A 21043-nucleotide genomic window follows, 5' to 3' on the forward strand; every position below is an offset into this window, starting at 1 on the left:
ATTACATTGTATAATTCCACCGTTATTTTGTTTTTATCTTGATTGTGCTGTATTTAAGTATTGTCAAACCCAACTTTCACCTGTAAAAGTATGTTTTTTAATCATAAGTATTGTATATGGAAGTTCTCAACCTTCATCAATTGCAAACACCAGTTCATCTGATTGAGCAACAAAACCAATTATTATTTGCAAAAGTCGCTACCGACCTAACAGATAAGGGATACAGTATTCAGCCGTTTGCTTTGCCACTTGAGTTATCCAACAACTTGTTAAAACAAGTTTCATCAATGTCCTCACAAGCGTTTGTGGAAGCTGGGATTGGGCGTTTACGCAGGCATATGCACAACGATTTTGTTCGGCGTGACGAGATTTGTTGGATAACAGGCAATAGTGAAGCTGGGGCACAATGGTTAGACTGGACCGCTCAACTGCAACGCTATTTGAACCAACACTTGTTTTTAGGGCTATTCTCATTCGAAAGCCACTTTGCGCACTATGCTACCGGCTCTTTTTATAAGCGGCATTTAGATGCGTTCAAAGGTGAGGCAAACCGGGTTCTATCTGTGGTTGCGTATTTAAACCCGCATTGGCAGATGGGGGACGGTGGCGAGTTAGTGCTCTATCAAGATGAATTTGATGCACAAGGATTAAAGGTCATTCCAGCACTTGGCACACTAGCTATATTTTTAAGCGAAGCGTTTCCACATGAAGTGTTACCAGCTCAACGCGACCGCTACTCAATTGCGGGTTGGTATAGGATCAATGCAAGTTCAGCGGATCGAGTTGACCCACCAAGATAGACTATTCTCTGTCGGTTCTATCGTCAGAACTGATACGACTAGCAATGGCACCCGTTTGACCTTTGTACTTAGCATCAACTCTGGCGTTATAAGGCTTTTCGGCACTGCCACTGAGAACTTCAAAGCTAATAGCGCCTATTTTCATTTTTGGCTTCAGCGCTAGTGGCAATTTACCACTGTTAAAGAATTCCAGTACGATTTGACCAGACCAACCCGGGTCAATACGATGCGCAGTGACGTGTATCATTAAGCCTAATCTTGCTAACGAAGAGCGTCCATCCAACCAACCCACAATATTATCCGGTAGGGTAATAGATTCATGCGTAACAGCAATCGCAAGTTCACCTGGGTGCAGATAAAACGAATCGTTTTCACCTATGGTTATTTCGTCACTCATTACTGAATCAAGCGCCTTTTGTACGCTTTCTTTTTCACCGCTCAAATCAATATACGGCGCTGCATGGTCTTGAAATACCCTAAATTTATTACTTAAACGAACATCTACCGTTAGGCCGCTAATTTGGTCATAGTCAGGTGTCGGGTCAATTTTAATTTTCCCTTCTTGAATATGCTGGTAAATATCCTTGTCACATAAACGCATGCTTTGTTTCCCCAAGCTATATTGTCGAATGTTATCAGTCGCAGTACCGTATTATGATCACAGTTGGCGCAGGTTGCAACAGACTATTGTCTGCCTTTATGCGGGTAGCTAGCTTTTATTTACGACCTGTATATTGACGCCATTTTTACCCTCTGCGGCGGTCTTATCTCGGGTAAGCTGATGTGGCTGCAAAGTTGTACCTACTTTTATGGATACCTTACGCGCAATGCTTTGATAAATTGCAGTTACATTGCTGTCGGGCAATGCATTAACAACAGGTTTTCCATTATCAGCATGTTCTCGAATGTCATTGCTTAATGGCAACTCCCCTAATACTTCAGTGCCATGCTGCTCGGCTAAGAGAACTGAACCACCTTGGGAGAATGGATATGATTTTTCGCCACATTTACATTCGAAGTAGCTCATATTTTCAACGATACCAAGCACCGGGATCGCCAATTTTTCAAACATCGCGATGCCCTTTTTGGCATCTGCCGTCGCGATCGTCTGCGGTGTGGTCACAATCACCGCTGCCGACAATGGCACTTGCTGCGATAAGGTGAGGTGAATATCGCCCGTGCCCGGGGGCAAATCAACAATTAAGTAGTCGAGTAATGGCCATTTCGTTTCATAAATCAATTGTTTTAGCGCTTTTGTTGCCATCGGGCCACGCCAAATTGAGGCACTTTCACCGTCAACTAAGTAACCAATCGAATTAGCCGCAATCCCTTCAACCATCAATGGATACATGGTGCGGTTATCTTTACTATCTGGGTGTGCCTGGGGATTACCCAACATGATGGGAACGGAGGGCCCATAAATATCAGCATCCAATATTCCAACCCGAGCGCCCTCTTTTTGTAATGCATAAGCTAAGTTAACGCTCGTTGCCGACTTTCCTACGCCTCCCTTGCCAGAGGAAACAGCAATCACATTTTTCACGTTAGGAATGGGTGCAACCTTGGCTTGAGTAATTGGAACATTAAATGAGATGTCTATGTTGCAGTTAACAATATTGGGTAATTTTTGCTGTAACGCATTTTTTAAAGCCTCAAGTGTACTTTTTACAGTGAAGCCTAAACTGATTTCGATAGTCTGTTTTTTGCCTACTGCATATTTTGCAGGATCAGCCAAAACCACTATCGCATCGGTTTTTGTATATACGCGGTCAACTGCATAATAATCAGCTATCGCTTGTTCAATATCTTGAATTCTTTCTCGCTTGTTTTTCGAAAAAAACACTCTTTGCTCCTTAAACGTACTAAAACTGCTCGAAACAACCAATTACGTAATGCAAATTGGTGTTGTTTGGGCTACCATCTTGGCACATTTTTAATTTTGTGAAACTGACTAAAAATCATCTATGCCTACTACTTCAGCACAACCTGTTTCAAAGCGTCGAATTCTGACTACTAGCGCCCTGCCATATGCTAATGGCTCTATTCACTTGGGTCATCTTTTAGAACATATACAAACTGACATTTGGACTCGTTTCCAGCGCATGCGCGGTCACGAGTGTTACAGTGTCTGTGCAGATGATGCGCATGGTACACCTGTTATGCTCAAAGCCCAAGAACTGGGTATTACACCAGAACAAATGATTGAGCAAACACGTAATGAACACCACCAGGATTTGACTGATTTTCATGTAGATTACAATAACTATTATGTGACTCATTCGCCAGAAAACAAGGAGCTTTGCGAATTAGTATATAACCGATTGGATGAAGCCGGTTATATAAGCAAGCGCATCATCAGTCAGTTGTACGATCCTGAAAAAGAAATGTTTTTACCTGACCGTTTTATTAAAGGTGACTGCCCCAGCTGTGGCGCTGAAAACCAAAATGGCGACAACTGCGATGTCTGCGGTGCGACTTATAACCCGACTGAAGTTAAAAATCCTCGTTCAGTAGTATCCGGCGCAACACCCATTCTAAAAGATTCTGAGCATTACTTTTTTGATTTGCCCAAGTTTGAAGAAATGTTAAAAAGTTGGATCCGCTCCGGTGCTATTCAAAACGAAATGGCCAATAAGCTAGAAGAATGGTTTGAGAAAGGTTTACAGCAATGGGATATTAGCCGTGATGCGCCCTATTTTGGCTTTGAAATTCCAAATGCGCCAGGCAAGTTTTTTTATGTTTGGGTAGATGCACCTGTTGGCTATATGGCTAGCTTTAAGAATTTCTGTAACGCCAACGGTATTGATGACACTCCTTTTTGGGCAAAAAACACGGACACCGAGGTGTATCACTTTATCGGTAAAGACATTGCCTACTTCCATTGTTTATTTTGGCCTGCCATGCTCGATGGTGCTGGTTTTAGAAAACCCACCGGCGTTAATATTCACGGTTTTGTGACAGTCAACGGAGCAAAAATGTCAAAATCGACGGGTACTTTTATCAAGGCTCGAACCTATTTACAGCATCTCAATCCAGAATATTTACGCTATTACTTCGCATCAAAATTGAATGATTCGGTGGCTGACATCGACTTAAACTTTGAAGACTTTGTGTTAAAAGTTAATTCAGACTTAGTCGGTAAGGTGGTCAACATTGCCAGCCGCTGCGCGGGTTTTATTACCAAGCGTTTCGATGGCAAGCTAGCTAACAACATCGAGGCTCCTGAATTGTTAGCTGAGTTTCAAAATGCCAGCGAGACCATTGCCAGTTATATTGAAGCTCGTCACTACAACAAAGCAATACGCGACATCATGGCGCTTGCTGACAAAGCAAACCAATATATTGATGGGCAAGCGCCTTGGGTAACCGTAAAGGACGAATCTAAGCAGGCACTGACCCACGATGTTTGCTCGATGGGTATTCATCTATTCAGAATATTGGTGATATATCTTACCCCAGTAATACCAAAACTGTCAGAGCAAGCACAAGCATTCCTTAACGATAAGTTTACTTGGGACAGCGCACAAGAAGTTAAATTGGGTCACCCTATCAATAAGTTTAAAGCCTTATTGCAGAGAGTCGAAATGGATAAAGTGAATGCCATTATAGAAGATTCAAGAGATAGCTTGGGTTTGCCAAAAATTGACGAGCCTAAAAGCGACAGCAAGACAAATACGAAAGCAAAGGAATCAAACGTTTTAAAAGACGATGGCTTAACGCCACTAGAACGTGACCCTATTGCTGAAACCATTAGTTTTGAGGACTTTGCAAAAATTGATTTACGAGTTGCACTTATATCCAAAGCTGAACATGTGGAAAAAGCCGATAAACTTCTGCGCTTAGAATTGGATTTAGGTGGTGAGACAAAACAAGTATTTGCCGGTATTAAGTCAGCTTACAAGCCAGAAGATTTAGTCGGTAAAATGACGGTTGTGGTAGCCAACTTGGCCCCCAGGAAAATGCGTTTTGGTATGTCCGAGGGTATGGTTTTGGCTGCAGGGCCCGGTGGCAGTGATTTATTTATTCTTGAGCCACATGATGGCGCGCAGCCTGGTATGAAGGTTAAATAGAGCAAAGCTATTTAAATAAACGTAAATGACCGGCGCATGTCGGTCTTTTTTTGCCTAAACACCCATTAAATTAGAATACAAACGCTCATTTTTTTAACTGCAAGTGCCCTTAGGATACAATGCCACATGGCTTAATTTGTCAATGCAGATAAAAAGCGCGAAGCAGATGCAATTGCTCATATTTGATATCTTCACCTAAGGCTTCAAACACAGGCTTTAAACGTTCACTGCCATGTTCTTCAAATGCAGCAATACCCTCTTGAACTTGTTCCTGTGTTAACTTTGCCTCTTGTATCAGACGTTGAGGCTCAACTAATTTGTTTCCCAATTGGGCATATTTGTATAAATGACTATAGATGGTATTGTCTTTTACCTTGAGTAAAAGAGATAAGTCTGCCACTGATCTACCATTCTCAAATTGCTCCACCACCTCTTTTGTTTTGCTGCCTACGCTAGACGATTTAGCTATTTCTTTTTTAACCTGAGAGCTAGCAGTTTGCTTATTGGCAATCTCGTGCAAATCATGCTGCACGCAAAAGTCGACAATGATTGATAAAAATAGCTCGGCGTACTTAAGCAACTTTGCGCTACCTACACCATGAACTTGCAACAGACTTTGTTCTGAGTGAGGCATATAATAAGCCATTTCTTGTAGGCTGCGGTCCGAAAAAATGGCATAGGGAGGCACGTTCGCCTTATCTGCACTCTTTTTTCGTTCAGTTTTAAGCAGTGCCACTAACTCAACATTACCAATCACATCTGACGTTGAGGCCCTCTGACGTTTTTCTGGCGTCGCTTGCTGCAACATTGCATAAAAAGGCACCTTACCCTTTAACACATCAGTTGCTAACTGAGTCAGCTTTAAACCGCCAAACTGTTCATCTTGTTGGAGTAACTTCTTTTGAATAAGTTGTCGCGATAATGTCATCCACTGTTTTTTATTTAACTCATGACCAATATCGTAAGTTGATAATAGATTATGTTGATTTTGCAATACTTTTTCAGCGTTTGACCCACGTAGCACGTCTACGATGTGTCCAGCGCCAAAACGCTGACCGGTGCGGTGCACACAGGAAAGAAATTTTTGAGCCGCAACGGTTAAATCTGATTTTTGTTTATCGTCATTTAAACAGTTGTCACACTTAACACAGGTTTCGCTAACCTCAGACTCACCAAAGTACTGAAGTAACGGCACACGTCGACAATCCTCCGTTTCAGCTAAAGCAAGCATTTCGTTTAGGTGCATAGTAGCAAGTCGTTTCTCATGTTCATTATTCATTTGATCAATAAAAAATCTAATTTTCCCGGTATCACCGTAGCCAAATAGTAATAGACAGTCAGCATCTTGCCCATCACGACCCGCTCGCCCAATTTGTTGATAATAGCTTTCAATGTTTTTAGGTAAATCGTAGTGCACTACATAACGCACATCAGGCTTATTAATGCCCATACCGAAGGCAATAGTAGCAACAATGATGTCGGCATCGTCGCGCACAAACTTCTCTTGATTTGTTGCGCGCTTTTGACTATTTAAGCCAGCATGATAAGGCAATACAGAATACCCATCTTGTTTAAGTTTCGCCGTCAATTCATCGACGCCAGAGCGCGACTGACAGTAAACAATGCCGGATTGTTTTTGATGTTTTTGTATAAAAGCCCTTGTTTGCGCATACGCCGATTCTTTTGGTGCGACTTCAAGATATAAATTAGGACGGTCAAAACTAGCAATATACTCACTGTCATCCGTGATGTTAAGCTGGCGTTTGATATCATCCCGAACTCTTGGTGTTGCTGTCGCCGTGAGGGCAATTGTTACGGCATCAGGAAAACAGGATACAAGGCGATCTAATTGACGATATTCTGGCCGAAATTCATGCCCCCACTCTGAAATACAATGTGCTTCATCAATAGCGATAAAAGGCACATTTATACTTTGTAACAAGCCAAGAATAGAGGGTTGCAGTGCTGTTTCAGGCGCCAAAAACAGAAGTTTGACTTTTCCGTCTTTTAAACTCGCTATATTATCTTGATATACATCGGTAGTTAACGCGCTATTTAACACCACTGCAGGAATATCGAGCTCAACTAATTGCCTAACTTGGTCTTGCATTAATGAGATTAAGGGGGAGATAACAATTGTCAGGCCATCAAATACCATCGCGGGAATTTGGTAACACAAGGACTTGCCTCCGCCTGTAGGCATTATGGCTAGTGTGTTACGTTGCTGAAGCACGCTGTTAATAATATCTTGCTGCGTGGAACGAAATTGCTCAAAGCCAAATACATTTTTGAGAATGTGTTTGGCACTTTTAAATTCAGTGGTATTGGTGGCTAACTTCATACTCAAAAAACAGTCCGTAGTAGGTTATAAGATACGATTTCCACCATGGGTATTCGCAATATGAATGCATAAAGGGTTGCTTTGATGTGCGTCGCTAGATTACTTTTTTAGAGACTGTCGCTTGTGAATGTCCTACTCTTGCGCTAGCAGCAGCAAAATTCGGCTTTTTTACCTTCCATTTTGGTTTAATTGTCGACAGCGGTATTTCCCGTTTTCTCGCTACTAAAATGTACATCGACGAGAAAGCTGGTAAGTAGCGTTTGCAAAAGAGTTGCAACTTTGAACCCGATAAAAATCGTTTATTAGCGAACAAAGATGAATACATTACATATTCTTGCTCTACAATTTCAAAACCTAATAATTGCAACCAATCTTTGATCCGTGCACTGGTAAAAAACCGACCTTGATGCAGTAAGTTGTCTCTATTTATTGGCAAGTACTTTAACACACCAGCTAAACTATACGGGTTAAACCCAGCGATAATCAACTGACCATTAGCAGTGATTGCGCGGTTAACTTCTCGCAATATTTGATGCGGATCTTGGGCAAAATCAAGTTCGGCAGCTAATAAAAATGCATCAACCGAATTTTGTTGTAGTGGTAGTTCTCTGGAAATGCCGCGTACACTGGTTTTTTCATATTCTACGTCAGTTATATTTACGACGTGTTTTATTGAGCAGGTTGGGATATTGATATCGCTACTCAAACTACCCAGTCTCACAAAATGATAACCAAATATTCGCTCAACTAGCGGCGCACAAGCATTCTCGAGCTCAACTCGAATTTGTTCGCCTTGACTGAGTGCCTTCCACGAATCCGGATATGGAGGCTTAGTGTCACTTAACGCTGAACGCATCACGTAAAATTTACTTCCCTTAAACATAGTAAAATAGTAGTAACCAAGGTTATAGTGAACGTGCATCCTTATGCAAGTGTAATCAGATTAATTTGCGAGATACTGCTCAGCATCGCCAATCATATTCACTAAATGCAGTAAACCGCTACCTTTAACCACATCTATAAAATGAGTTTGTATGAATACTATTTTTGCCATTCCTGCCTTTTCTGACAATTACATATGGTGTATCCATGACAGCAAACATGCAATAGTTGTTGATCCCGGTGATGCATCACCCGTGATCAAAACACTGAATGAAAAACAACTGACGCTCACACATATTCTAATCACGCACCATCATCACGATCATATCGGTGGTATTAACGAGTTAAAGGAAACATATCCTGACGTTATCGTGTATGGTCCGCAAAATCCGCGTATTGACGGCATTGACCAACGGTTAGTGGAAGGGTCAAACATTACTTTGCACAATCCTAATATTGACCTAAAAGTAATGAAAACACCCGGTCACACCATGGATCATATTGTGTTTTATAACGAGCAACTTTTATTTTGCGGTGACACGCTATTCTCTGCTGGCTGCGGACGCATGTTTGAAGGCACACCGGCCGTATTTTACCGTTCATTGCAGAAACTCGCGCAATTACCAGAGCAAATAAAAGTGTATTGCACGCATGAGTATACGCTGGCAAACCTTGCCTTCGCGGTGCATGTAGACCCAGAAAATGCGCTATTGCGCGACTATCAAACTTGGGCCACTGCACAACGTGAAAAAGACCAAATTACGTTGCCTAGTAATATCGCTGAACAAAAACAGATAAATCCATTCCTTCGTTGTGGTAGCCAAAAAATAAAACAAAATATTGAAAGTATCATGAACTTATCGACAGAGTCTGAAGTCGAAGTGTTTGCGGCACTGAGACTATGCAAGGACAATTTTTAATTAAAGGTTAAATTTGCTATGATTGATGCCAATAGAAGGTGCAAACGCCAGAGCTATGTGCACAAAGGTGCTTGATAGACATAATAAAAACGACATTGAAAAATAATTTAGTGCGCAACTAGAAATTGGGAACGAATGAAATATATTACAGCTTTATTGCTGCCCCTCATATTGAGCGGCTGCGCGTTAACTGAGCAAAATACAAAGCAACAACAAATTTCTGAAGCGAGCACGCCAGAACATGATGAATTTGCTTGCGTTGTCTCTAGCGAACTTGGTCAAGAGATGTGCGAAGCATCCGGCGAAGGCGTCTTGTCAGTGATTCATCCGGCTGAGCCAATAGAGTTGAATCTGAATAAAGAGACAGTTCCTACACCGATACAAATCACCGATACTTGGGATCGTGTTAGAAAAAGCTTCACCTTTGATGTGCCTGATAGAAAACGAGTAAGCAGTCAAAAAAATTGGTATTTGCGCCATCCTAGTTATATGAAGCGAGTATCAAAGCGTGCTGAACCCTTTCTTTATTATATTGTTCAAGAATTAGAAAAAGCCGGAATGCCCACCGAACTAGCGCTTCTCCCGATAGTGGAAAGTGCATTCGACCCCTTCGCATATTCGCACGGTCGAGCCGCTGGCATGTGGCAGTTTATACCCGGCACGGGCAAAAGTTATGGTATGAAACAAACCTGGTGGTATGACGGACGTCGTGATGTTATTGCTTCAACTGAAGGTGCCATAAAATACCTTCAACGACTGCATAAAATGTTTGACGGCGATTGGCTGCACGCGCTAGCTGCTTATAATAGTGGTGAAGGACGTGTCATGCGCTCTATTCGCAAAAATAAGCGTCGCGGCAAACCAACTGACTTTTGGTCTCTCGACTTGCCCAGAGAAACACGTGCCTACGTGCCTAAACTGTTAGCGCTTGCCGACATAGACATACTGGCGAATAAAGAGTCTTACGCTTTCGATTGGCCAACTATTAGTAATCAAGCGGTCATTGAAATTGTCGATGTAGGGTCACAAATTGATCTAGCGGTTGCTGCTAAAAAGGCAGGACTAACTACCAAAGAACTTCACGCGCTCAATCCAGGATATAACCGCTGGGCGACCGATCCAGATGGACCGCACAGACTCGTTGTACCTCGCCGGCTTGCACAAGAATTTATCGCCGCATTGGCTGCAACTGAGCCAAAAGATAGGTTAAATTGGGTTCGTCATAAAGTAAAATCAGGTGAAAGTTTAGGCTTAATAGCGAATAAATATAATACAACGATTGACGTAATTCAGAATATTAATGGCATGAAAAACAATGTGATATATGCAAATGACTTTTTGTTGGTGCCAATTGCGTTAAAAAGTATGGACGAGTATTCACTTTCGGCTGACCAGCGACTCGCTCGTACCCAAGCGGAAAAAAAGGGTGCATATCAGCTAACCCACAAAATTAAGAGTGGAGATACTTTTTGGGATCTATCACGTGCCTACAACGTGTCCGTGCGAGACTTAGCAAAATGGAATGGTATGGCGCCGCGAGACCCGTTAATACCGGGCAAAGAACTGGTCGTTTGGGTTAATCAAGTGTCTGAACAGCAAACCGACAACAGCATTATGCGCACACTCACCTACACTGTGCGCAACGGTGATTCATTGTCTCGAATAGCAGACAAGTTCAATGTCAAAATCAGTGACATCACGAAGTGGAATAGCCTAAATGGAAAGCGGTATCTGCAACCTGGTCAAAGGCTCAAATTGCATGTGGACGTAACTCGTACCTAAAGTAAAACCCAAACGTTGATTTGACTGGACGATAAAGTGGCGCCGTTACTGATTAAGCAAAAGAGCGCATTTAACGCAATGCGCTGTTGTTAAAAGCGCTCTTGTTAAAAGCGCTCTTGTTAAAAGTGCTCTGTGTTTGGAAAGGCGTTTTTTTAGCTGTTTACGCCTTTCTCCAAGTCGTTCCAGTAGGGCCATCCTCCAGCACCACGCCCATTTCATTTAAACCATCACGAGCGGCGTCGGCTGAAGGCCAGTCTTTGTTTTCGCGTGCAGTGTTGCGTTGTGCTATAAAAGCGTCAACCTTCATAGCAAATTCATCATCGTCTTCGCCAGCAATATTGCCTTGTAAATAATCAGTCGGGTGCATTTGTAGAATTCCCAAAATAGCCCCTAGCTTTTTCAAAATACCAGCGAGGTCTTTGGCTGCATCTGGGTCAGCAGCCGCTTTGTTTAAGTCCTTTGCCACGTCGAACAACACCGAAAATGCAATGGGCATATTGAAATCATCGTTCATTGCTGTTTCAAATCGAGCTAAATAACCACCCTGCGATAAGCTTACATCCATATTTGGCACTACATCACGTAATGATGTGTACAGTCGCTCAAGTCCGGCTTTGGCTTGTGAGATACTATCCTGAGAGTAGCTTAATTGGCTGCGATAATGAGCCGACATTAGGAAAAATCTCAAAGTTTCAGGATCATGTACTTTTAGTACATCGCGTAAAGTAAAAAAGTTACCTAATGATTTAGACATTTTAACGTCATCTACCTGCACCATACCCGCATGCATCCAAGTATTGACATAAGGTGTATCAAATGCACAGCAGGACTGCGCAATCTCATTCTCATGGTGTGGAAACATCAAATCTGACCCGCCACCATGTATATCAAAATGCTCGCCTAAGTGTTTATAGTTCATTGCTGAACATTCAATATGCCAACCCGGACGCCCGTTACCCCAAGGTGACGCCCAACTAGGCTCATCAGGTTTTGCTGACTTCCATAACACAAAATCAAGCGGATCGTCTTTATCGCTGCTGGTTTCCACGCGAGCACCAATGTTTAACTGGGACAAATCTTGCTTGCTCAAGCGACCATATTGCTTATAGGAACTAACATCAAACAATACGTCACCAGATGGTGCTTGATAAGCATGTTTTTTATCAACTAAACGTTGAATAATATCCACTATTTCATCCATATGTTGAGTAACACGTGGTTCGATGTTTGGTTCTAATAGGTTTATTGATGCAAAATCTGCGTGCATCATGGCAATCGTTCGTTCGGTTAATTGCTCAGGCGTTTCGTTGTTAGCGATGGCTCGCTGAATAATTTTGTCATCAACATCAGTAATGTTGCGCACATAATTTACGTCGTAGCCAACGTGACGGAGGTATCGAACCATAATATCGAAACTCAGATAAGTTCGAGCATGGCCCATATGACAGAGATCATACACGGTAATTCCGCACACATATAAGCCGATTTTATTCTCAACTATTGGAGTAAAGGGCTCTTTCTTGCGCGTTAAAGTGTTGTAAATCTGTAGCATATTTTGTGCTTACCTCATGGTTTTGTTAATTAGCTTTGCTTTGTAACAACGTTGAAATTTGACGAATTCTAGCATCGACACCATAAATGTGAACCGGTTTTATGAATAATGTAGTAAAAACATCAGCATCTCATTGGTCTTACAGGTATTTTACGCTACCATTACGCTATTCAAATTTCATGTTTTTGACTTTTATTCATGCAAAGCCAAAAACTGACCAAAAAATCTATTTCTTACAGGACGACACAATGGTTATTTTAAAAACAAATCACGGCGACATTAAGTTAGCAATGTTTGCAGACGCAGCGCCAAACACAGTAGCGAACTTTTTGAGCTATGTTGAAGAAGGTTTTTACAATGGAACCGTATTTCATCGCGTGATCAGTAACTTTATGGTTCAAGGTGGAGGTTTCGAACCTGGTCTTGAGCAAAAAACACCGAAAGCAGCTATCGAAAACGAAGCTGACAATGGTAAAAGTAACAAAATAGGCACCCTTGCAATGGCTCGAACTAGTGACCCTCATTCAGCCACGGCTCAATTTTTCATTAATGTGAAAGATAATGACTTTCTAGATTTTACTGCGGCTAATTCACAAGGCTACGGCTATTGCGTATTTGCTGAAGTGGTTGAAGGTATGGACATTGTTGAAAAAATCAAAGGTGTTACTACGGGTAACATGGGTATGCATCAAGACGTACCACTGGAAGATGTGGTCCTTGAATCTGCTGAAATCGTTGAATAATCTCGACCTAAACTCTTAGGTTTATAACAATGTCTGCCACCTACTTTATCTCCGATCTGCATCTAAGTGCAGATCGGCAAGATATTAGCGACTGCTTATTTCGCTTTTTACAAACAGAAGCCGTCACTGCTGATGCTCTTTACATACTAGGCGATTTGTTTGAGGTATGGATCGGTGATGACGATATCACTCCCTTTTCTGAAAGCATTGCCATCGCCTTAAAAACGGTAAGTGCAACGGTGCCTATTTATTTCATTCACGGCAATCGAGACTTCGCGATCCGCCATTCTTTTGCACACCGAGCGGGTATGACTATTCTCCCCGAGCAATACGTAATTGATTTGTATGGCCGCAAAGCATTGCTGATGCATGGCGATGAGCTTTGTACTCGCGATATTGAATATCAAAAGTTTCGTAAAAAGTCTCGTGGTTGGTGGTGGCCTAGATTAATGTTGTTACTACCATTGAAAACGCGGCAAAAAATTGCTAAAAACGGTCGCCAAACAAGCAAAAAACATCAAAAACAACTTACCCCTGAGATTATGGACGTGACCCAAAGTGAAGTAGCGTTGGCGATGCAAAAACATGGCGTTGATTTACTAATACATGGCCATACACACCGCCCTAAAGTGCATGAGTTCATCCTTGATAATAAATCCATGAAACGCATTGTACTAGGTGATTGGTATGACCAAGGCAGTATACTAATTGCTGGCAAACAACAGTTATCTTTGGAAAACCGCATTTTCTAATTGCTTGTTGTCGTTTATTCTATACTTTTAGTTTAGATGGTCACATAAATAAGCGCCATGCCGAGACTTTGGTCCTAATTCTAGTATTTATCTTGCTTGGTATGGTGAAAACGTTTGTAAACTAATCCATTCCTCTCTATCATTCTGAGCGAGACCATTAAGTTGATGAGCTTGTATCGCGCTATGAGGGTTGTTAGCGCTAAACCCTATAGAGAATAGAAGAGGACATCAACAATGTTCAACCGCAGCATCAAGTACTTAGTACTGGTGATTATTAATATCGTAATTATTACTATATTACTAATGGATGAGGACCAAAAATCAGATGTGTTCGATACAGACTATGTCATTAACCTCTTGGACAATAGCAAGCAGTTAGAGAGACAGGTAACTAACCTTACTGCACAAAACAAATTCTTAGAAACCTCAAGTGAAAATGTTCAGCGACAAATCATGCAAACCCGAGACATGATTGATGGTAGTATTGAGAGACTACGACAATGTAAAAGCGAACAAGCTTCAATGGTCGCACTAAGCGAACAACAATCGTTGCAGCGCAGTAAAATGGCTTCCTCACAGTCCTTCAGTGCACAAGTCTGCAGTGATAACGCAGTACAAGTTAGCTTTTTGAATAAACAAATGATATCACTAAAAGAACAATTAACTGCTGCCAATGCGGGGGCCCGTTCTGCCAACACTGAAAAACAAATACTGCAAAGCCAGCTTGAAAAGCTAAATTCGAGTATAGAAAAGTTTGATGAAGAAAAGAGGCTACTTCAAGAAATTAACCAGCAACTAGAGAGTGATTTGTCGAGCAATATTTATGTGAAGCAAATATACACGGCTCCAACCTACTGCCAACCACCTCGCTTTGAGGAATTAGTTTGTGTTCAGCGCTTATTAGTGCGACCGCAGTTCAGTAAGAAACCATTTACTGACGTGCAAACGACACTGACAAACCCGAGAGGAAAAATCATTGGTAAATTTAGTTTTGAGGCAACGAAAGCGAAATTAGTTAACTTCCCATTCCCTGAGAATACTGAACAGCCTGCAGGCGAATATACAGTCAACTTCGCTGTAGATGGTCAATCACTATCAGAGAAAATAATACTTAAGCACTAGTCAAAGTGATGTTAGAGCCTTGTAACTCTAACAACATGAACCGTCAGATAAGTGTTTTATGCCACTGTTGTATTGCTCAAGTTAGTTTTTGGTAATATCAAACTCCCAGGGGCGCCACTGTGAAATCGAAACTCCCCGCTATCTGATGAATGGATAAGGTCGGCTTCAACTTCCGCAAACACAGCCACACGCGCTGAAATATCCTTACCTGAAATGGATTGAGCCAACGCAAGATAATCCTCAAAATGCCGCGCTTCGGAGCGCAGTAGCGACATATAAAAGTCACCTAGCTTAGTATCAACATGCGGCGCTAATTTCGCGAAACGTTCGCAAGAACGAGCTTCAATAAAGGCACCACAAATCAGTTTATCTATAAGTGCATCAGGTTCATGGGTTTTCACATGACGCAGCATACCTTTTGCATAGCGACTTGAAGAGATGTTTTCATAAGGAACTTGGTAGTACTCCATCATCTCTAACACTTGATAAAAATGATGAAGTTCTTCCTTTATTAACATGACCATTTTGTCTATTAGGTCCTGCCCATATACCGAGTTTTGCGCAGGCATCATCGATTTTGTTAATTTGTTGTGCTTTGCTAATAAACGCCAATCACCCTGCATTCGATAGGTAAAATCTTCATATGGCTTTAGCCACTGCAACAAAGCCTGGCTGCTCTCTTTATCTACCGCGTAGCGACGGATCAAAAACATGGCACTTTGCGCTGCTTTTAACTCACAAATCAAATGATCGAGCAGTATTACTGATAAGTTCGCTGGCTTAATGGCCTCATCAACCCAGCTTTGAGGGCTTGGGCATTTTAAAAAGTGGTTAATTGGAGATAACAGTTTTTCGGTCGACAATTATTTAACTTCTTAATTTTAGCTATTTTATAGTGCCAGAGTTTACCATACATTTATTATATGCCACGATGATATCCATATGGAAAAACAAAAGTCCGTCAATATCGCTACGTTTATCCATCTACGCCCTTTAAGCTAAGAATTGCAGACTGCTGTATTATGGATAATACCCCTGCATCTACGAGCGCTTCGCGTCCAATACTTTAGCTGGTTTTATGACACATATCGCGCAAAGAATTAAGGTGACAACAGCCACATTAATTACTAAGTCGTATTGTTCACCCGTTAATATAAGTGCTCCTACCATTGGCCCTGAAGCCAATCCCACTTTAGATGCAAATCCCCCCATTGCGGCTAATTGCCCTGCTTTATCTAACTCCGAACAAATACCAAACATATAAGGCAGTGAGAACGCCCAAGTCACTCCAATAATTATATTTGCAATTAAATAAACTTGAGCACTATCGCTGTAATGTAGCAACAAACTGCATAATGCCGTGCTTAGAATTGACGTCACTAAGGGGATAGTTCGGCCGTATTTAGTGCCTATAAGAATGACTAAAAATGGTCCTATTAAAGCTAACCAACTTGCCGAAGCCAGCGCAGGACTCATAAATTCGATACTTAAACCTTGTGCTTTTCCTAGTCCAATTATGTAGGCAAACAGTCCCATATTTGCCGCCTGAAACAGGAAAATGGCGACCAGATTTAAAAGCAATAAGGTTTTGCTCAATTGCGTCTTAGACTGCTGAGTAGATTGATTTTGTTCTACTTTATAATGCGGAATAAATGGCATCATCAATAAGGTGACTAAGGTAAAAGCGATTAAAGACAAGAATAAAGCCGCTGTCCCATAACTTGGTACTAATTCAGGCAGAAACATCAAGCCAAAACCGCCTAAGCTCCATTGAATAAATAACAGATAACCAAAGGTTTTGTCCGCTTCAGTGGTGCGAGAAATGATGCCAAATCCTATTCCTACAAGCAATCCGCCAGTTAAACCATGTATAAAACGGACAACAACCATTAACGTCGGATCCTCTATAAAAATACATATGCCGTCTATTACAAGCAAACTTATTAATAAGGCATATGACCAGACACGCCAGTTAATCCGTTTTATTAAAAAAACCGCTGTTAACGCGCCAATCGCAGCACCATATAAGTTGGCAGAACTGACAAACCCAGCTTGTTGATTGGTAAAAGCTAATCCTTCTTTTAAACCGCTCACTACAGCCGGCATAATATTAATGTAAAAGATGCCTGCTGTAGTTAAGAAAGCAAGAAAAACGCGCGCCATCATGCTGTTGGCACCTACTTTGTATTTTGAAATGGCATCATTATCACTGTTTAGCATTTATCTCTCCTTTGCGAGTACATCTAATTATCTGCAGTTATGCTTGGACAGATAAGATTCAATTCTTGAAGTTCGGGAATAGCTTCAGACCAATCAAAATGAAAACTATCACTGACGTAGTAATAGACAGACGATTTAGCTAGCAGTGCAACGGTTATTCCCCCATAGCCAGACATAAAAGGTATCCACTGTGGTTTTTTACAAACTAACTTATTTGTGACTTTTCTTGCCCAAAATCCATGCTGGTAACGAATATGGCTATAGTCCGTAGTCAGCCCAGGATTTTGGGGCTTTTGTTGTAACGCTACTTGAAGTGGATCCTGAGCCAAAATCGAAGCATTAATATCAACTTGTGCTTGCTGACTAACGAAACGGCTCAGTCTTACTAAGTCATCCCTAGTAAAAAACAAACCATAACCCACGTAAGGCTGGCCGTTCAGATCAGAGGTTCGTCGACTTTGGGCACTTACTTGACTAAGGCCCAACGGTTTAAATATCTTTTCATACAATACATCACTGAATAAATCAGCTTTCTTTCCCAATTTTTCCTTTACGTAAGCACTTAAACCAGCACCTAGCAGATAGGTATCTGATGTGTGGTAAACAAATATCTTTCCTGGTTTACTTTTACGTGAAAAGTGACCGCAAGCAAATGCGAGTCTTTGCTCATTTGTTTTAGCAGTAAAGAATGCTAATTTTTCTGTAGAAGCTTCATCCGCAGAATACTTCACCGATCCATAATGCCCTGTACTCATGTCCAACAAATTGGAAAAAGTAACATCATCCCAATCATCACCAGCGCACTGCTTTATCCATTTACCGATTGGTTGAGAAAATACATCTCCATATTCGCGTTCAAGGTAAAACATAGTGGCAGCAGCAAATAATGATTTGGCAGTTGAATATGAAGGCAATACCATTTGATCACAAAACGGATAATTACCAGCTCGGGTTTGACAATCTGATACATAGTGCACGTCATCTAACAACACCCCATATGCTGTCATATCGTTAGGCGAAATCCCACTTGGTAACGCTAGCATCTCAGGACGTATATCGTTAGCTTGCTGTGCAATCATCGCAATTGGCTTTGTTCTGACCCTATGCTTTTTTTCGATCGCATACTCAGTCATACTGTTTTCTAGATCTGCATCTATTAAGACCTTATTTGTCACATCCCCCCGCCCCCAGAAGTCAGCTTTAAAATACGCACATGTCTCACTACTAATTTGAAAGTAAAAGTAGCCCTCAGAGGAAGCGCTATCAAAAACAAGCACACCGTTGTGTGTGCAGTTTTGATTTTTTTCGACCAAAGTAAACGGCATACTAACCCGTCTAATTTCCTCTCCTGTGGTTGCTGGCCAGATTTCACCAACACCAAGAATATAATCCCAATACGCACTATCGGAAACCACTAAATGTCTTATACTCGGGATCACCTCACCCGCTTCGTTTTGCACCCAATCAAATGAGATATTTGGCATAGTCTGGCGCCCATCCCTAATCTTTTCTCCTGTCACTATATTTACTAGCGCTGACATTTCGGGTCTCATTGAAATGCGTGTTCTTCCCTGCCTAATTACGAGTTTAGTTTTTAAGGGAGGAGGGTTAAGGAAGGACATTGAGATAGGGGCAGTCGGCACTGCGTATTCGTTTTTAAGTATCTCATCTAAAGTTACTGAGAAGGCAGAACAGCTAACCGTCACAAGGGTAAGCAATAATATTAAACGCATAAAGTACCTTCGACTTTAAAACTCAGTTCTAATATGCATAACGGTGTATTAGAAGCATTCCAACGAGCAAAATAATTAGTGCATGAGCTTAGTCTAATTTGATGACTTATCGCGTTACATTCTGATCTCAGTTTTGCAAAGACGTGATTACTACCTAAGAAGAACGCTGGTTGAAATCCAGTAATTGAGAAGTCACTCATACATACTCACTCTATGTCACTTTTAGCATGACGTTTTTATTCAGTGCGTTTACTTTCCAACATATCACCTGCCCTGAGTAGTACCAGTTTTACGACAGCTATGGTGCCAGATTATGTTTTCTTTTAAACGCACTTACTCATAATTTCAAGCTTAATCACATGATATTCCAGCCTGCTCCAACATAACTTGCAAGGGTCGCAGTTGCTGGCTATATTCGCGCCATCGGTCAATTGAGGTGTTATAGATAGGTAGCCTTACTTGCGCTGCACTGGCTGTAGTTGATGCACTCTTATTTTCATGAAATCGTAAACATTGATCTTGCCATGGCAAATCGCAAAAGGTTAATAAAGCCTGACTCTGAGCTTGCTGATTATGGACCATATCTTCATATTTTACGTCATACATTACGCCTGGAATAACGGTTTTCCAATGTTGAATCAATCGATGATAGGCAATATAGTACTTTGCTAAATCCTGTAAATCATAAGAAAACGGATAAGCATCTTTAAACAGTTGTTTATAAACAGCGTAACAAGCAGCCATTGGATGTCGAGTCATATTAATTATTTTCGCATTAGGTAATGCTAAATGAATTAAACCGGCATACAACATATTGATAGGAAGTTTATCTATAAACCGTTTAGTATGGCCTGTGGAAGGCTTTGTACTGTTGATATAATTTAACCCTAAGCTAGCAAAATCTACTGAGGCACTTTTTTTTACCAGTTCAGTAAGTGATAACGTTGATGTATCAGTATTCACGTTAATTTGTTTTACTAATTCCAGACTAAAGTTACTCAACTCTCCCGCAGCGTATACATCGCTATGGCTTCCCAAAATACGCTCGACTAATGTCGTCCCTGTGCGCGGAAGTCCAATAATAAAAATAGCTTCCTCATTTACATTACCCACAATATTTTTTTCAAACATCTCTTTTTGGTAAGTGTTTTTTATGGTATCAATTGTGTTAATTTCATTATTGACATCATAAGACATTCGAGCACGGCGGTTTTTAGCGCCCTGCTGTAAATAGCTAAAGGATTTTTTAAATTCGCCAAGATCATCGTATTCTTTAGCTAAACCATAACAAATATTAACTTTACCCTGCACCGGCAGTTTTTTATCTTCCAAGATACTTTCTAATTCGTGGATATGATTAGATTCTTTAGTTTGCTTGCGCAACGAAGAACGCATTGCCTGAGCTTCAAAGTCGAATGGATTTAGTGCGAGGCATTTATCCAAAACCGCCTCTGATCTTTCTATTTTACCTGCAAAACGAAGTCCAGTAGATAAATTATAAAGTAATATAGGATTTTTAGGATCCAAGGAAACCGCTAATTCGGTCTGTAACAACGCTTCTTTTCGCAGTTCCTGCACCCCCAGCAACATCGAGGTTTTATCTAGTACATAGAGGCTTAATTGTTTTTTCCATTTCTTGATATTACGTTGATTCGTTTTCGCAATTTCAAGTAATAACTCTCTGGCTTCTACCAGTTTTTGCATCGCAAGCAAACATTCAACTTTTTGTAATGTGACTCTTGGCTCCGCTGGTTGCAACGCTAAAGCATGGGCAATTGAAAGCAAACTGGTTTCAGGTTTATTTAATTTAAAATAAAGCTCAGCAGTAATATGCCAACCCTCGAAAAACGCCGGAAATTGAACATTGAGTAACCGACAAGCCTCAATAGCCTGTTTAACATTCTTACTTTCCAAAGACTGAACCGCAATTTGATATAATTGATTTTTAGTATATTGCACTGCTAAGACTCTTAAATTTGGTATTATTCATTGTAAATAAAACTCGCTATGGACAAGATTACCATCCATGAAAGTAAGTAGCACCCTCGTTTCTGACATTCTACATTGTCCACATCAAACAAATTTTTATGTAAAATCACTGTATCTATAAACTTATCGCCGCCTAA

The 21043-nt window shown here is 41.1% G+C and carries 16 protein-coding genes; 7 read left to right on the plus strand and 9 right to left on the minus strand.

Annotated features, from left to right (window positions below; genetic code table 11):
* The first annotated feature begins 116 nt into the window (after window positions 1-116).
* Window positions 117-800 carry a 2OG-Fe(II) oxygenase gene (locus G399_RS0118145; RefSeq protein WP_006010951.1) on the plus strand — a complete coding sequence of 228 codons (684 nt, stop codon included), beginning with the start codon at window positions 117-119 and terminating at the stop codon, window positions 798-800.
* Window position 801: 1 nt separating this feature from the next.
* On the opposite strand, the gene dcd is transcribed toward G399_RS0118145, so the two are convergent.
* Complete coding sequence (gene dcd / locus G399_RS0118150) at window positions 802-1401, minus strand: dCTP deaminase (RefSeq protein WP_006010952.1); 600 nt, start codon at window positions 1399-1401, stop codon at window positions 802-804.
* A gap of 108 nt (window positions 1402-1509) precedes the next feature.
* The gene (gene apbC / locus G399_RS0118155) at window positions 1510-2643 is read right to left on the minus strand and encodes an iron-sulfur cluster carrier protein ApbC (RefSeq protein ID WP_006010953.1); all 1134 of its coding nucleotides are present in this window, start codon (window positions 2641-2643) and stop codon (window positions 1510-1512) included.
* Window positions 2644-2764: 121 nt separating this feature from the next.
* Here apbC and metG point away from each other — a divergent pair, with 121 nt between their 5' ends.
* A complete protein-coding gene (gene metG, locus G399_RS0118160) occupies window positions 2765-4870 on the plus strand; it encodes a methionine--tRNA ligase (protein WP_026843869.1) in 2106 nt (701 codons plus the stop codon).
* Between the two features lie 139 nt (window positions 4871-5009).
* Here the strand turns inward: metG and recQ are convergent, their stop codons facing one another.
* Window positions 5010-7211: a DNA helicase RecQ gene (gene recQ / locus G399_RS0118165; RefSeq protein WP_006010955.1), complete on the minus strand. Its 2202-nt coding sequence runs from the start codon at window positions 7209-7211 to the stop codon at window positions 5010-5012.
* 94 nt (window positions 7212-7305) lie between these two features.
* Window positions 7306-8070: a methyltransferase domain-containing protein gene (locus G399_RS0118170; protein ID WP_006010957.1), complete on the minus strand. Its 765-nt coding sequence runs from the start codon at window positions 8068-8070 to the stop codon at window positions 7306-7308.
* Between the two features lie 175 nt (window positions 8071-8245).
* On the opposite strand from G399_RS0118170, the gene gloB reads away from it, so the two are divergent.
* A complete protein-coding gene (gene gloB, locus G399_RS0118180; RefSeq protein ID WP_006010961.1) occupies window positions 8246-9013 on the plus strand; it encodes a hydroxyacylglutathione hydrolase in 768 nt (255 codons plus the stop codon).
* A gap of 135 nt (window positions 9014-9148) precedes the next feature.
* A complete protein-coding gene (locus G399_RS0118185) occupies window positions 9149-10795 on the plus strand; it encodes a lytic transglycosylase (protein ID WP_006010964.1) in 1647 nt (548 codons plus the stop codon).
* 160 nt (window positions 10796-10955) lie between these two features.
* Here G399_RS0118185 and cysS read toward each other — a convergent pair whose 3' ends face one another.
* Window positions 10956-12347, minus strand: coding sequence for a cysteine--tRNA ligase (gene cysS / locus G399_RS0118190; protein WP_026843870.1), 1392 nt, complete (start codon window positions 12345-12347; stop codon window positions 10956-10958).
* Between the two features lie 248 nt (window positions 12348-12595).
* Between cysS and G399_RS0118195 the strand changes: the two genes are divergently transcribed.
* The 3 genes from G399_RS0118195 to G399_RS0118205 all read left to right on the plus strand — a co-directional run bounded on the left by G399_RS0118195 (window position 12596) and on the right by G399_RS0118205 (window position 14964).
* Entirely contained in the window at window positions 12596-13090 is a 495-nt protein-coding gene (locus G399_RS0118195) for a peptidylprolyl isomerase (protein WP_026843871.1), read from the plus strand.
* A 29-nt stretch (window positions 13091-13119) separates the two neighbouring features.
* Window positions 13120-13842, plus strand: coding sequence for a UDP-2,3-diacylglucosamine diphosphatase (gene lpxH / locus G399_RS0118200; RefSeq protein ID WP_006010969.1), 723 nt, complete (start codon window positions 13120-13122; stop codon window positions 13840-13842).
* Window positions 13843-14076: 234 nt separating this feature from the next.
* Complete coding sequence (locus G399_RS0118205) at window positions 14077-14964, plus strand: hypothetical protein (protein ID WP_006010970.1); 888 nt, start codon at window positions 14077-14079, stop codon at window positions 14962-14964.
* A 56-nt stretch (window positions 14965-15020) separates the two neighbouring features.
* On the opposite strand, the gene miaE is transcribed toward G399_RS0118205, so the two are convergent.
* The 4 genes from miaE to G399_RS0118225 all read right to left on the minus strand — a co-directional run bounded on the left by miaE (window position 15021) and on the right by G399_RS0118225 (window position 20876).
* The gene (gene miaE / locus G399_RS0118210) at window positions 15021-15827 is read right to left on the minus strand and encodes a tRNA isopentenyl-2-thiomethyl-A-37 hydroxylase MiaE (RefSeq protein ID WP_006010971.1); all 807 of its coding nucleotides are present in this window, start codon (window positions 15825-15827) and stop codon (window positions 15021-15023) included.
* 178 nt (window positions 15828-16005) lie between these two features.
* Window positions 16006-17184: an MFS transporter gene (locus G399_RS0118215; RefSeq protein WP_006010972.1), complete on the minus strand. Its 1179-nt coding sequence runs from the start codon at window positions 17182-17184 to the stop codon at window positions 16006-16008.
* Window positions 17185-17207: 23 nt separating this feature from the next.
* Window positions 17208-18668, minus strand: coding sequence for a serine hydrolase (locus tag G399_RS0118220; RefSeq protein ID WP_006010973.1), 1461 nt, complete (start codon window positions 18666-18668; stop codon window positions 17208-17210).
* 600 nt (window positions 18669-19268) lie between these two features.
* A complete protein-coding gene (locus tag G399_RS0118225; RefSeq protein ID WP_006010975.1) occupies window positions 19269-20876 on the minus strand; it encodes a tetratricopeptide repeat-containing sulfotransferase family protein in 1608 nt (535 codons plus the stop codon).
* Window positions 20877-21043 lie beyond the last annotated feature (167 nt).

The organism is Brumicola pallidula DSM 14239 = ACAM 615 (assembly GCF_000428905.1).
Lineage (GTDB): Bacteria > Pseudomonadota > Gammaproteobacteria > Enterobacterales > Alteromonadaceae > Glaciecola > Glaciecola pallidula.